We start from the raw sequence: 14,046 nt of genomic DNA on the forward strand, positions 1-14,046 counted from the left end.
GGCCGCCCCCCAACGCGCCGCTGGTGGTCATGCCCAGTGGCTGGTCACGCGCAACTGGCAGTCACGGTGTGTGAATGGCCAGCGGCGGTGGTCGAGGTCACGCTGACCGAGCGGCCTGACTTCAGCGCCGCCAATTGGGCCGGCGTGAAGGTCACGGTGTGATCGTGGCCCGAGCTGCCCTGGATGCTGTAGGTCTTGTCGCTGGTGGCGCTCAAGTCCGCCTCCGCGATCGTCAACGAGTGACCATGGTTGCTGCCGATCGACGCACCACTGGCACCGCAGCTTTCAGGCGAGCCGTCGTCTCCATCATCACTGCCACCGCCTCCGCCGCAGGCCTGCAGCCACAAGGCCACGGTCCCCGCTCCCAAGGCACCCAAGAATCGCTTGCGCGAGATGTCCATTGACTGATCCTCGATCCGTTGTGGCACCGCCATCGACGATGGGCGAAGGTGCTCGTCGGTAGGTGCCACAGCGGGGCCGAAAGGTTGCCGCGCGAACGCTCAAGTCAGGCCATGGGTCCTCGACTCTGGGCGTCAGGACCGGTCTGTGCACCCCCCACGTTCCATGCGTCGACAAGGTCGACAAGCCGCTAGAGTGCCGGGCTGCCTTTTGACCGAGAGGCAGCCGGGGTCCGACGACACGCGTGCACCCCACGCGTCGACAGGCCATCCATCGATTTCAACAACCAACTGGGGGGATTTCCATGAACCACTCTTCCATCGTCCGTCGCGCAGCCACCCTCGCTGGCGCCGCCGCACTGGCCTCATTCGCTTCGGTGTCGCACGCCGACCCGATCAGCCTGACCGGCCAATGCATCATGACCAGCCTCGTTGCCGGGCAGAGCCAGTGTTCGCTGCTGGCCACCATGAGGGACGACTTCACCGCGCCAGCGGTCGTTCGCAAGGCTCAGATCAAGATCAACGGCGTGCTGGTGACGCAAGCGGTCAACGACAGCGTGACCCCGGTCGGCTTCTTCGCCACCGGCGTCAGCGGCTCCATGACGGTGGCCTGCGGTGCCTCGTACAACGTGGCCGGTTTCATCATGCGCCAGGGCGCCAACAACTACGAGCAGGTCGGCCACCTGCCGGCCGTCGCCTGCCCAGCCGCACCGCAGTGAGCGAACGCATCGGCGCCTCAGGATTCTGAGAAGAAGCCTTCGACCAGTGCAAAGTGCGCCGGCACGTTCAGCGCCGGCGCATGGCCGCATCCGGCGATCTCGATCACCTCGGCTTTCGGGCCGCGCGTGCGCATCGCCTGGGCGACCTCGGGCTCCAGCAGGTCGCTGGTTTCGCCGCGCAGGCAACGCACCGGGATGGCCAGCGAGTCCCAGGCCGACCACTGGTCGTAGTCGGTCGGATGCACGATGAACTGCTGCACCATCGCCGGGTCGTAGTGCGGCGTCACTCGGCCGTCCGGCAGGCGCCGCGCCGAGGTTTCGGTCAGGCGCAGCCACTGCGCATCGGTCAAGAAGCCGTAGGGCGCGTAGACGCTGCGGAAATAGCCCTGCAACTCAGCCATCGTCGCGAACGCTGGCGGGTTGCCGGCATAGCCTCGAATGCGCTCAACCGCCACCGGCGCCAAACGAGGGCCAATGTCGTTGAGCAGCAGCCGGCGGATGCGCCCGTGCAACTGCGTGGCCGCGGCGCGCAGCCCGATGGCGCCGCCCATCGACGTGCCCAGCCAAGCGAACTGCTGCAGGCCCAGTTGATCGACCAGGGAGACCGCGAGCCGCACGTAGAAGGCCAGGCAGTACTCGGCCGTCGGATCCGGGCTCCACTGGCTCAGGCCGCGGCCGATCGTGTCCGGGCAGATCACGTGGTAGCCGCGGCCGGCGAGGTGCGCGGCGATGTCGTCCATGTCACGCCCAGTGCGAGCCAGGCCATGCCACGCGATGACGGCCGGCCCCTGCGCCGGCCCCCACTCGGTGAGATGCAGTTCACGGCCCTCACAGCACAGGTAGCGCGACACCGGTTCGATCATCTCGGCACCTTCTTCCAAGTCGAGGGAGCGGCTCAGTCCGGGATCGTCAGCGTGTTGGCGCTGAAGCCGATCAAGTCGCCTGCTGCCGGCTGCTGCAGGATCGGTGGCACATGGGCCGCAGTGAGCGCGGGCGCCGCACCGGGCACGCCCCCGCGCGGCACGGTGCGCACGACCTGGCTCGGCGGCAAGGGCGTGCCGCTCACCAGGTGCGCCCACATCGCATCCATCGCCCGGTTGAAATAGACGTGCAGCGGGATATAGCGCGTGTCGTAGCCCAGGAACAAGCCCAGTGCGATGAACGAATCGAAATGTTGGGCGTTGGTGACTTCGACATAGCGCACATTGGCGGCCTTCGCGCCACCCGACTGGCTCTTGGCAAACCAGGCGCGGGCGGCATGGTTCACCGGCAGCAGTGCATCGTTGCGGCCCGCGACGATGAGCACCGGCGTGCCGTGGGTGTGCGCACCGAGCTGCACCTCTTCGATGCCCGCTCGCACGCGGTCAGACCAGGCCTTCATCGGCCCGGTCAATCGGCGCCCGGTCACCACGTCCCGACCGGTGACCAGCGCGCGCTGGCACAAGGCCCCGTCGAGCGCGAAGTCGGCGCTGCCCGTGCTGGGCGAGCTTGCCAGGAAGTCGAGCCGCGCACCGCCCACCGAATCGTCGTAGACGACGTTCACGCCCGAGGTGGGCGGCACCCCGTTGCCCGTGGCGAACAGACCCGCCTGCACCGCCGGCACCTGAGCGATCACGCTGCCGGAGGCGTCGGTGTTGGCAAAGCTGAAGCCGCACAGGCGATCCAGCACGCTGAAGCGACCGGCCGCGTTGGTGTAGGTCACCGCGATGGAATTGGTGGCGAATCGGTAATGCGATTGCTGCAGGTAGTCGCTCTCGGGCTGCCAGCCGTAGGCACGCAAACGTGCGAGTGCGTCATCGGCCTGCTCGGACAGCGTCGCACCCTTCACCAATCCCCTGGCGGCGAGCGCCGCGCAGCGGTTCTGCGCCGAGGTGGTGTAGGCCGCGGGCCAGAAGGCCGGGTGAAGCGACAAACCAGCCTGGGCCGAGAGCAATGCGCAAGGCTGGTACACGTTGGCGAAGGTGAAGTAGTCGGCCAACGGCTTGCCGATCGTTCCAATGGTGGTGCTTCCCTGACGAATGGAGAGTTGCTTCACATGCCGCGGCTGTGCATTGGGCTCGCTGACGGCCACCCCGTCGATCAGGCCCTCGGTGTCCAGCTCGGCGGCGGCCAGCGCGGCGCCACCGCCGTTGGACACACTGCTGGCGATGACCAGCGTGTTTTTCGAATTCAGCGTGGCCCGGCGCAAACCGTCGTGGCCCACCTTGCCGAAGCGTTCGTTCAGCACATAGAAGGCCAGGCGAATCGCATTGAGCGTGTGCCGGCCCCAGTCCTTCTCGGGGTTCTGCTGCGAGTGGGCGTGCTTGTAGGCCACCCGATTCGGTGTGGCCGTGTTGAATGCCACGCGCTCGGCCTCGGTGATGTCGGCGGCGAACAGCGCCTCGGTGCTCCCCGAGCCCACGTCCAGCAGGGTGCCATCGCGCGCGGCGGCCAGATTCGTCATCAGATCGTGAAAGCCGTTGCCGCTGCCCTTGTCCGCATAGGCCACCGCGCAGCCTCGCTTCAGCCCCCAGTCGCCCGAGGTGCCGATGGCTCCGTAGATGCCACGCGAGCCCGATGAGGTGCCCGTGACGATGCACGCCGCTTCAGGGCGGAAGCTGTCGGGCACCTGCACCATCAAGGTCACGTTCTGTCGCCCGCTGCCGTCGTCGGCCCAGGCGATGTACTCGCGTCCGGCGATCTTGCCTTCGCCAAGGGTGTCTCTCCCTTCGGTGTCGATGTTGGGGCCATAGAAGACCGTGAAGCCACCCGCCACGGTGGAATCGACCAGTGCGCGGTAGTTGGTGTGGATGGCATTGCGGCGCAGCTCGGCCGACGTGGGATGCAGCGGATCGACGAAGGCCGGCGCCGCGCCCAGCAGCCCGGTCTTTCCCAGCCCGCCGGTGAGCAGGTCGTCCGACACGCCGTCGTAGACGGTCTCCTGGACGGGCCCACGCAGCACGGCCGGCGGGGTGTTGACCGGCGCGGCCAGCGCCGGCGCGCCGCCCGCCCAGGCGGCCAGGCCGAGCCAGCACAGCAGATGTCGATTCATGTCGTTTCTCCTCGGGTCGATTCAGTGGTCCGGCCCCCAGCGCGCAGGCGACCCACCACGCCGCTCGGGAAGTGATACACGCACAGCACAAAGCCGAGGCCCAGCCACAGCAGCCAGCGGTCGGGTGAGAACAGCGGCTGCAACCAGGGCAGGGCCGACATCGGCCCCTGCTCTCCCCCCAGCCAGCGCAGCCCGTCTTGCAGATAGTTCTGGGCGAACAGGAACAGCACCGTGCCGATGACCGCGCCGTACATCGTCCCCATGCCGCCGATCACCACGATCAGCAGCGCATCCAGCATCACCTCGAAGCTGAGCGTGGTGTCGGGGCCGGTGTAGCGCAGCCACAGCGCCAGCAGCGCGCCCGCCACCGTGGCAAAGGCCGCCGAGATCACGTTGCTGAGCGTGCGGTAGACCACCGTGCGGTAGCCGATCGCCTCGGCCCGGAAGTCGTTCTCGCGGATGGCCTGCAGCACCCGACCGAAGGGCGAGTTGACGATGCGCAGCAGCGCCAGGAACGACGCCGCCACCACCGCGAGCACCAGGTAATAGGCCACGACCTTGCCATCGATCACCAGGCCGAAAACCGGCTCGTCGAAGGGCTCGAACGACGGTGACAACCAGGCGGGCGCCTTGAAGCTCAGGCCATCTTCCCCGCCGGTCAGGCCGCTCCACTGAGACGCCAGCGTCTGGAATGCCGCGGCGACCGCGAGGGTGATCATCGCGAAGAAGATCGCCCGCACCCGCAGGCTGAACAAGCCGATCAGCAGGCTGAGCAGCGCAGACAACAGCAACGCCACCGCCACGCCCGCCAGCACAGGAGAGAGCCCCACGCCATCTTCGCCGGCGCCCCAGGTGCACCCGATGGCCACCCCGTACGCTCCGATGCCGAAGAACATGGTGTGGGCAAAGCTGACGATGCCGGTGTAGCCCAGCAGCAGGTCGTAGCTCGAGACGAGCAGCACGAAGACCAGCATCTTCGCGGCCACATTGAGCGCCTTGGCGCCAGGAAAGACGAAGGGCTCGATCACCAGAAGCGCCAGCACCAGACCCAAGGCCCAGGCCAGAGGCCGGCTGCGAGGCAGGTCGTGCGACAGCAGGCGGCTCAACATGCGCGCCCCTCACGGTGAGGCGGCCTGCACACGGCGCGATCCATCCGCAGGCCGCGGGCGCTCACGGTGCGTGTGTCGGCCGTCATCGCTGCGCCACCGGGTAGAGGCCCTGCGGGCGCCACAACAGCACCGCCACCATCAGGCCGATGTTGGAGAACAGCGCCACCTTGGGCGCCAGGAAGCCGGTGTAGTTGGCCATCAGCCCCACCAGCAACGCACCGACGAAACAGCCCAGCGTGGAGCCCAGGCCGCCCATGATGATCACGATGAACAGCAGCGTGTTGATCTGGGCGCCGATCTGGGGCACCACGCTCTGCTGGTACAGGCCCCACAGCACGCCGCCCAAGCCGGCGAGCGCCGATCCGGCCACGAACACGCCGATGAACAGGCGCCGGACCCGGTAACCGAGCGACTCGACCATCTCGCGGTCTTGCACGCCGGCGCGCACCAGCAGGCCGACCTTGGTTCGGCCCAGCACCCACAGCAGGCCCACCAGCACCACCAGCCCCACGCCCACCGCGAACAGGCGATAGATCTCGATCACCGCTTCGCCCAGGAACCACGCGCCCTGCAGCACCGGCGGCAAGGGCAAGGGGATCTGCGCCGGCCCCCACAGCAGCTTGATCAGCTCCTCGCCGATGATCATGCCGCCCATGGTGATGAGGATCTGCTTGAGATGCTGGCCGTAGACCGGCCGCACCACCACGCGCTCAAAGGCCCAACCCAGCGCGCCCGCCGTCAGCATGGCCGCCAACATGGCGGCGAACACCGCCGCGAGGTTCTGCCACGCCACGGCACCACTTGCCCAACCGGCCATGCCCCCCAACACGCTGGTGGCCACGAACGCGCCGCAGGCGATGAACACCCCGTGACCGAAGTTCAGAACGTCCATGAGGCCGAACACCAGCGTGAGGCCCGACGCGGTGATGAACAGGATGAGCCCCATCGCCAGGCCCGCCACCGTGAGCGTCAACCAGGTCGGTGTCGAGCCGATGCAGGGCCCGGCGAGCACCACCAGCGCGGCCACCAGCGCCAGCGGCCGTGCGTCGAAACGGGATGCCGGCACGGCTCCCCCCGCGTGCGGTGACGTGCTGCTCATTGGTGCGCCCCGAGCGACAAGCCGAGCAGGCGCTGCTGCAGCGCCACGTCATCGGCCAGCGCGGCCATCGAGCCCGCGTGCACGACACGGCCGTTGTCCATCACCGCCACGTGGTCGCCCAGTGCGCGGGCCATCATGAAGTTCTGCTCGACCAGCAAGAGCGTGGCGCGCTGCCGCTTCAGCTCGGCAAAGGCGGCGATCAGGTTCTGCACGATGGCCGGCGCCAGGCCCTTGCTGGGCTCATCGACCAGCAACAGCGCGCGCGGCTCGATCAAGGCGCGGGCGACCGCCAGCATCTGCTTCTGGCCGCCGCTCAGTTTGCCGGCCGGGTAACGCCAGAACTTGTGCAGCGCCGGAAAGAGGCCGAACAGCCATTCCAGCCGGGCCGGATCGAGATCGGCCTCGCGCCGAGCCGACCGGGCCGCGAGCAGCAGGTTTTCACTCACCGTCAGCTCACCGAAGATGCCCATGCCTTCGGGCACATAGGCGACGCCGCGCTGCGCGATGTCCGGCGTCGGCAAGTGCCCACCCGGCCCGCCGATCGGGCACCCCGCCAGGCGCACGCTGCCGGCGCTGGCCGCCCACAGACCCATGATGGTCCGCAGCGTGGTCGACTTGCCAGCGCCGTTTCGGCCCAGCAGCATCGTGACCTCGCCCTCGGGCACCTGCAAGTCCACCCCGTGCAGGATGTGGTACGCGCCAATGTGGGTGTGCACGCCGCTCAGCTCCAGCAGATGGCTCATGCCGCCTCCGCCTGTTCTGAGGTGCCCAGATAGGCCTGCTGCACGATGTCGGAGGCGATGACCGCCTCGGGTTCGCCGTCGGCCACCAGGGCCCCGTTGTGCAACACGACGATGCGGTCGGCCAGCTCGCGCACCACGTCCATCTTGTGCTCGACCAGCAAGATGGTGCAGTCACGGCGAGCCTTGAGCCGCCGGATCAGGTTGAGCACGACCGGCACCTCGTCCACGCTCATGCCGGCGGTGGGCTCGTCGAACATGTAGACGCGCGGCTCCAGCGCCATCAGCACCGCCACCTCCAGCTTGCGCTGGTCACCGTGGGGCAGGCTGGCCGCCGGGGCCTCCGCCCGGTCCAGCAACTGCACGCCAGCCAGGATGTCACGCGCCTCGACGATCCAATCCTGCCGATCCAGCCACACCTGCCAGACGTTGAGGCCGCCGCCATGTCGGGCCTGCACCGCGAGGCGCACGTTCTCCAGCACGCTGAGCTGCGGGAACAACTGGGTGAGCTGGAAGGCCCGCCCCAGGCCGCGCCGGGTGCGCACTGGCGCGGGCAGGCGGGTGATGTCCATGCCGTCGAGCAGTACCGCGCCCTCGCTGGCCCGCAACTGGCCGGAGATGAGGTTGAAATAGGTGGTCTTGCCCGCCCCGTTGGGGCCGACGATGGCGGTGAGCGTGCCCGGAGCGAAGGCACAGCTCACGCGATCGACCGCCACGTGGCCGCCGAAGCGGATGGACAACTGTCGGGTTTCGAGCATCGGGCGGGTGAGCGAAGGCGCGTCAGGGGCAGGTGCCCAGCACGTAGTAGTTGGGTCCGGTCTGCTTCAAGGTCGTGACGACGAAGATGTTCCACAGGCCCAGGTTCTGGTTCGAGCCATTCGCATAGGCGAAGCCGCCACTCTGATAGGCCCGGCCCGCCACGGTGTGGGCGTAGTTGTTGGCGGTGGTGCACACCGGGGCGCTGCCGGTGGTCGTGCCACTCGCGGCGCTGGAGCGAGCGCCTACGGCCCCATTGGCATCCACGGCCGCCACGGTCCACGAATAGGTGGTGGCCGGGGCCAGCCCCGAATCCACGTAGCTGGTGGCCGTGACGGCGGTGGTGGTCACTGGGGCACCATCGCGGTAGACGTGGTAGCCGGCCGCACCGTTCACCGCGTTCCAGGCGATCGTCATGGACGTGTTCGTCGCGTTGGACGTGGCCACGCCCGTGGGTGCGGGCAGACTGCCTCCGCCGCCGGTGCCGGACGACAGCTGGTCGACCATCGCCTTGATGGCCGCAATCTGCGTGCCACCCTTCTGCGCGAAGTGGTTGCCATACCAGCCCACCCAGTCCCAGCAGCCGTTCGGGTTGGGCAGCGGGCCGCTGGCCGTCGTCTGCCGGCTCGTCGAATCGACGCGGGTCTGGGGAAACAGCACGACGATGCTGTTGGTGTCGGCCCAGCGGCTGTAGCCGGTGTTCTTGATGAATTTGTCGCCGATGGTGGCGTAGTTCTGCTGGCAACCGTGCAGCGCCACATGCAGCCTGCAACTTGCACCGCTGGCGCAGTTGGCCGGCACATAGAGCCAGCCCGTGTTGGCCATGCCGGGGTTGCCGTTGGTGAACGGCGTCTGGTCGAACTCGATGTAGTTGGCGGCCGCTGGCGCGTTGTTGCGCGCGTTGAGCGGGCCGTAGAAATGCGTCAGCGCGGCTTTCGCGCCGTCATAGCCGCAGTTGGCGATGTAGGGCGAGCTGCTGCTGCTGCACGCGTTGTTGCCGCTCGAATCGAAGTCGGTGGGAAACACATGCGCCGTGCCGCTTCGCTTCACATAGGGGCGCTGCGCCGCCGGCACGCCGTTGTTGGCGTACTGGGTGCTGAGCGCATCCATGGGCTTCGGGCCCACCGTCGCGTCACTGGTGCCGACGAACAGGAAGATCTTCTGCTGCGGCACCAGCGACAGCGCATCGATGTTCGTGCCGCTCCAATTGTTCAGGTCGGCCTGCATGGTGTTGAGCATGCCGCTCGTGATGCTGGCGTTGTACATGCACGCGGTGTAGTTGGAATGGCCCGCGCACATATAGGGGCCACCTGCAAACACGCCCACCCCCTTGAAGGTGCTGGCATGGGCATAGCCCAACTGGTTGGCCATGAAGCCGCCAGACGACAGGCCTGACACCGTCGTCTGGGTTTGGTCGATCGACAGCTTGGGCAAGGCCACCGCGGCCTCGGCTGAAACACCCGCGATCGCGGCACACGCCGCAACCGCACGCACAACACGCGCAGCTTTCATGAACGAGTCTCCTGTGGTGTGACGGGCGCTCTGAATGGCGCCTCGGTGGGGGCATGCGCCCCGCGCGCCATTCAGCGCCGGTTGCGCACGGGAACCTGCATGTCTTCGGGCTTGATCTCTCGCACCAGCTCGGGCACGCCCCAGGCGAACGCCGGGTCGACCTTGATCTTGAAGTGGTACATGCTCTGCAAGGCTTGGTGGTCTTCCTTGCGGAAGGTCATGCGGCCCTTGGGCGTCTCGAAGGCCATGCCTTCCATCGCCGCGATGAGCTTCGGGCTGGCGGTGTCGCCACCGGTCTTCTTCAGGGCTTCGACCACCGCGATGGCGGCGGTCATGCCACCGGCGGTGAAGAAGTCCGGCGGGGTCTTGTGCTGCTTGTAGTGGTTGGCCACCAGCCACTCGTTGACCGGGTTCTTCGGAATGCCGAAGTAGTAGTAGGTCGCGCCTTCCATGCCGGGAAAGTTCTTGTAGGCGGCCATCGCCGGCAGGATGTTGCCGCCGGTGAACACCTCGATCTGGTAGCGCTTGGCCAGCTCCTGCGCGGCCAAGGCGTTGTACGGCGGCGTGCCGCCGGCCCAGATCACCTCGATCACCTTGCGCCCCGGCTGCCCCTTGAGCGCGTCGACCACCCGCTGGATGCCGGCGGTGAAATCGGTCGTGTTCTGCGGCAGGTACTCTTCGTGGACGATCTTGGCGTTCTTCAACGCTTCCTTGAAGGCCTTCACCCCATCTCGGCCGAAGGCGTAGTCTTGCGCCAAGGTGGCCACCACCGTGCCGGGCTTGTCCAGCGCCACCGCGTTCGAGATGGCATCCTGACTGGAGTTGCGCCCGGTGCGGAAGATGTACTTGTTCCACTTGTCGCCGGTGATCGAGTCGGCCACGGCGGGCTCGACGACCAGCACTTTTTTGTACTCCTCGGCCACCGGCAACATCGCCAGCGCCACCCCGGAAGACGTCGGCCCCACCGCGATATCAGCCTTGTCGTCACCGTAGGCCGCGGCCAGCAGGCTCTTGCCGACATCGGGCTTGCCCTGGTCGTCCTTCTCGATCACGACGATCTTCTTGCCCGCGACCATCATCGTGCCGCCTGTCGCGTACTCCAACCCCAGGTTGAAGCCGATCGTCGTCTGCTTGCCATAGGCCTCGAGCGGACCGGTGAGGCTGTGGATGTGGGCGATGCGGACGTCGGCCGCTGTCGCGAAGACAACACCCGGGCCCAGACAGGCGAAGACCACGGCGGCGACTGCCGAAGAGCGAGACGGGCGGGGCAGGCAGAAAGAGGCTGGGCACGGCATGGACGCTTGTCTCCGGACTTTCTTGGTGGTGATCACCAAGACAGTGCAACGGACATGCCCGATTCACGACACCTCAGGGAAAGTACGGGCCCGCGTGCCAGATCAGCACGGGTGGCTAACGCGTCTAAAGGACGGACGTCAAGACCAACCGCCCCAGGCCATCACGCCACTCCGCCCACGGAATGGGGCATTCGGATCAACCACACGATCAACGACTTCCGCGGGGTTCATCCCGAAAGAATCTTCAGGAGCGATCGGGCCCCGTGTCCGGCATCCAGACAGCGCCTCGGCATCTGTCTGAAAGTCAGCCATCCAAGCTCAGCCCTTGACCGCGCTGCTCAGCGCCAGCTTCTCGTAGAGCGTCGCACGTGAAATGCCCAGCATGCGCGCGGCCGCCAGCTTGTTGCCGCCTGTGGCGGTCAACGCGGCCTTGATGGCCACTGCCTCCAGTTCGGCGACAGCCTGCGGCAGCGGCTTGACGGCGCCTTCGCTGCCCATCGTGGCCCCCGGCGTCGCAGCCGTCTCGGTGGCGCCCAGCGCGGGCGCCGCGGTGCCAACCCACCGCTGCAGCTGTGCGGCGGTCAACACCAGCTCATCGGTCATCAAACAGGCCTGCTCCAGCGCGTTGCGCAGCTCCCGGATGTTGCCGGGCCAGTCGTGTTGCGCCAACAGCTCCAGTGCGTCGTCGCTCAGGCTGCGGTGGGTCAGGCCCGTGCGGCGGCCAATGTCATCCAGCAGGTGATCCGCGAGCGCGTCCAGGTCGCTCAGCCGGTCGCGCAGGGCGGGCAGCCGGATCGGCAAGACATTGAGCCGGTAGTAAAGGTCAGCCCGGAAAGCGCCTTCCGCCACCATCGCCTGCAGGTTCCGGCTCGTCGCGGCGATGATCCGAACGTCCACACGCTCGACCTTGTTGCTGCCCACCGGCTCGACCTCTTGCTCCTGCAAGACGCGCAGCAGCTTGGCCTGCAGCGGCAACGGCATGTCGCCGATCTCGTCAAGGAACAGGGTGCCGCCGTCCGCCAGCTTGAACTTGCCCACACGCCCCTTTCGGTCGGCGCCCGTGAAGGCGCCGGGGGCGACGCCGAAGAACTCTGCTTCAAGCAGGCTCTCGGGGATGGCAGCGATGTTGACGCCGATGAAGGGGCCCGCGGCGCGGTGGCCGCCGGCATGGATGCCTTGCGCCATCAGCTCCTTGCCCGTCCCCGTTTCGCCGAGCAGCAGCACGGTCGAGTCGGTGCCGGCCACGCGCCGCGCCTGGCGCTTGACCTCCATCACCGCCGCGCTGGAGCCGATGAAGCTGGCGATGGTGTACTTCGTCCGCCGCTGTGCCGCCAGCTCACGGCGCGCTTCGTCCAGCTCTTTGTGCAAGCGGCTGAACTTGGCCATCAGCGGCTGCATGGTGCCCTGCGTGTGGTCGGGTGACTCGTTGAGCCACACCAGCCCGACGGCGCCCAGCACCTCGCCGGCTTCGTCGCGCAGCGGCAAGCGGCTCACGAGGAAAGTGCCCGCCTTGTTGGTGAGCAGATCCAGCACGATCGGGCGGCCAGAGTCGATCACCTGGTTCATCATCGTGTTGGGCACGACCTCTTCGATCGGCCGGCCGACGAAGTCGGACTCGTGCTCGAAGCCCAACGCGGGCAGGAAGTGTTTGTACCCGTCGCTGATCCAGACAATGCGGTGCTGGCGATCGACCACCATCATGCCCAGCGCCGTGCGCGCAAACACCTCGAACATCGATTGCGCGGCGAGGCGCAGCACCGCTTCAGCATGCTGCGGCAGGATGGCGGACGTGCGAAGTGGATCGGACATGGTGGCTTCCCACTTGAGTGTTGCACACGCTGGCCTGGCGCCGCGATCGGGTGGGCCCCGGACGTCGTGCCCGCCATTCATCGGCGGGGGATGCCATTCATGCGCCCCAACCGACCAGTGCCCTCATCGGTGATCGACCGGCGGGCGCAGGTTCCCAGAATGCCGCTGTCTGACCCCTCGTGAGGATGTGATGAAACAGTGGCTGCGAGAGAACCGCGGGTTCCTGGTGTTTCTGTTGTGCTTTGGCTTTCTGCGCACGGCGGTGGCCGATTGGAACCCGGTGCCCACCGGATCGATGCGACCGACCATTCTCGAAGGCGACGTGGTGCTGGTGAACCGCCTGGCCTACGACGCCAAGATCCCGCTCACCGATGTGTCGGTGAGCCGCTTGGGCGAGCCTCGGCGCGGCGACGTGGTGACCTTCAGTTCCCCCAAGGACGGCGTCAGGCTCGTCAAGCGCATCGTCGGCCTGCCCGGCGACGAGTTGGCCATGCGCGATGGCGTGTTGTTCGTCAACGGGGCTGCCATGCGCTATGCAGACGTGGGACTTGCCGCGGAAACTTTGGGGGGCACGGTTGAAGTGCCCGCGGTGCGGGCCACGGAGCAAGGGCTGGGCAAAGACCATGCGGTTCAGCAACTGCCATCGGTGAGGGCGCTGCGCGATTTCGGGCCGTTGACCGTACCGGCAGACCAGTATTTCATGCTGGGCGACAACCGCGACAACAGCGAAGACTCGCGTTTCATCGGCACCGTGCATCGATCACTGCTGATCGGGCGCGCCCACCACATCCTGGTGTCCGCGGACATCCTTGGCCATTGGTGGCCGCGCTGGGAGCGGTTCGGGGCGCCGCTGTAGGCGGCCGGCACGTGGCGCAGAATCACCCCATCCCTGCATCCGCCGCGGGGTGAGCCGGCGCCTCGGCCGGCACGGTCCCGCGGACCACACCACCAGTTGAGCTCACCGTGCCGCGCCCGCCCACCCCACCAAAGCCTCGTTCTACCGGCCCTGCTGCGGCCCCTGCCGCTTCGGTGACGCCCGGCTATTCCGGCAAGCCCTTGTCCGCGAAACTGGGCTTGAAGCCCGGCATGTTGGTCCACGTGGAATCAGCCCCCGAGGGCTACCGTGACTGGCTCGCGCCGACGCCCGCGGGCTTGGTATGGGCACCCCGTCCGGATGCCGAGGTGGCTTGGGTGCACCTTTTCGCCACGCAGCGGCAGGTGCTGGCAGATCGGCTGCGGCAGTACCGCGACGCCCTGCAGCCCGACGCGACGGTGTGGGTTTCGTGGCCGAAGAAATCCAGCAAGGTCTCCACAGACATCACCGAGGATGTGATTCGCGAGGTGGCCCTGCCGCTCGGCTGGGTCGATGTGAAGGTGTGTGCCGTCAGCGACATCTGGTCCGGCTTGAAGCTGGTCGTGCGCAAGTCCTTGCGCTGACACGCCGCGACGCTTTGCGGGAGCGATCCGCAGCGTTCACACGACGCCAGGCGATCGTGTGCCGCGGCGCGAAGACGCCGTAACCCAAGCTGCGAGCCATGGGAAGTACCCCTGCCTTTGGGCGGGGCTTCGGGTTCGTCC

The 14,046-nt window shown here is 67.3% G+C and carries 13 protein-coding genes; 3 read left to right on the forward strand and 10 right to left on the reverse strand.

Annotation, left to right across the window (positions count from 1 at the left end; genetic code table 11):
* Window positions 1-44: 44 nt before the first annotated feature.
* Entirely contained in the window at window positions 45-401 is a 357-nt protein-coding gene (locus AACH06_RS15075; protein ID WP_341426561.1) for a hypothetical protein, read from the reverse strand.
* A gap of 302 nt (window positions 402-703) precedes the next feature.
* Between AACH06_RS15075 and AACH06_RS15080 the strand changes: the two genes are divergently transcribed.
* Window positions 704-1,117, forward strand: a complete 414-nt coding sequence (locus tag AACH06_RS15080; RefSeq protein WP_341426563.1) for a hypothetical protein — start codon at window positions 704-706, stop codon at window positions 1,115-1,117.
* A 17-nt stretch (window positions 1,118-1,134) separates the two neighbouring features.
* Here AACH06_RS15080 and AACH06_RS15085 read toward each other — a convergent pair whose 3' ends face one another.
* From AACH06_RS15085 to AACH06_RS15125, 9 genes are all read right to left on the reverse strand, one after another.
* Window positions 1,135-1,980, reverse strand: coding sequence for an alpha/beta fold hydrolase (locus tag AACH06_RS15085; protein ID WP_423222037.1), 846 nt, complete (start codon window positions 1,978-1,980; stop codon window positions 1,135-1,137).
* A 32-nt stretch (window positions 1,981-2,012) separates the two neighbouring features.
* Complete coding sequence (locus AACH06_RS15090; protein ID WP_341426564.1) at window positions 2,013-4,148, reverse strand: D-(-)-3-hydroxybutyrate oligomer hydrolase; 2,136 nt, start codon at window positions 4,146-4,148, stop codon at window positions 2,013-2,015.
* Window positions 4,145-5,257, reverse strand: a complete 1,113-nt coding sequence (locus tag AACH06_RS15095; protein ID WP_341426566.1) for a branched-chain amino acid ABC transporter permease — start codon at window positions 5,255-5,257, stop codon at window positions 4,145-4,147. The genes AACH06_RS15090 and AACH06_RS15095 overlap by 4 nt, the downstream gene beginning before the upstream one ends.
* 82 nt (window positions 5,258-5,339) lie before the next feature.
* Window positions 5,340-6,356, reverse strand: coding sequence for a branched-chain amino acid ABC transporter permease (locus AACH06_RS15100; RefSeq protein WP_341426567.1), 1,017 nt, complete (start codon window positions 6,354-6,356; stop codon window positions 5,340-5,342).
* Window positions 6,353-7,099 (reverse strand): ABC transporter ATP-binding protein, encoded by a 747-nt coding sequence (locus tag AACH06_RS15105; protein WP_341426568.1) that lies wholly within the window; start codon window positions 7,097-7,099, stop codon window positions 6,353-6,355. Before AACH06_RS15105 ends, AACH06_RS15100 begins: the two co-directional genes overlap by 4 nt.
* Window positions 7,096-7,854: an ABC transporter ATP-binding protein gene (locus AACH06_RS15110; protein ID WP_341426569.1), complete on the reverse strand. Its 759-nt coding sequence runs from the start codon at window positions 7,852-7,854 to the stop codon at window positions 7,096-7,098. The genes AACH06_RS15105 and AACH06_RS15110 overlap by 4 nt, the downstream gene beginning before the upstream one ends.
* A 22-nt stretch (window positions 7,855-7,876) precedes the next feature.
* The gene (locus AACH06_RS15115; RefSeq protein WP_341426570.1) at window positions 7,877-9,364 is read right to left on the reverse strand and encodes an extracellular catalytic domain type 2 short-chain-length polyhydroxyalkanoate depolymerase; all 1,488 of its coding nucleotides are present in this window, start codon (window positions 9,362-9,364) and stop codon (window positions 7,877-7,879) included.
* A 71-nt stretch (window positions 9,365-9,435) separates the two neighbouring features.
* Window positions 9,436-10,659: a substrate-binding domain-containing protein gene (locus AACH06_RS15120; protein WP_423222038.1), complete on the reverse strand. Its 1,224-nt coding sequence runs from the start codon at window positions 10,657-10,659 to the stop codon at window positions 9,436-9,438.
* A gap of 318 nt (window positions 10,660-10,977) precedes the next feature.
* Window positions 10,978-12,468 (reverse strand): sigma-54 interaction domain-containing protein, encoded by a 1,491-nt coding sequence (locus AACH06_RS15125; RefSeq protein ID WP_341426572.1) that lies wholly within the window; start codon window positions 12,466-12,468, stop codon window positions 10,978-10,980.
* Window positions 12,469-12,658: 190 nt separating this feature from the next.
* Here AACH06_RS15125 and lepB point away from each other — a divergent pair, with 190 nt between their 5' ends.
* Together lepB and AACH06_RS15135 are read left to right on the forward strand one after the other, a co-directional pair.
* On the forward strand, window positions 12,659-13,324 hold the full coding sequence (gene lepB, locus AACH06_RS15130; protein WP_341426573.1) for a signal peptidase I: 666 nt from the start codon (window positions 12,659-12,661) through the stop codon (window positions 13,322-13,324).
* Window positions 13,325-13,554: 230 nt separating this feature from the next.
* A complete protein-coding gene (locus AACH06_RS15135) occupies window positions 13,555-13,905 on the forward strand; it encodes a DUF3052 domain-containing protein (RefSeq protein ID WP_341426574.1) in 351 nt (116 codons plus the stop codon).
* Window positions 13,906-14,046 lie beyond the last annotated feature (141 nt).

The organism is Ideonella lacteola (assembly GCF_038066555.1).
GTDB lineage: Bacteria > Pseudomonadota > Gammaproteobacteria > Burkholderiales > Burkholderiaceae_C > Ideonella > Ideonella lacteola.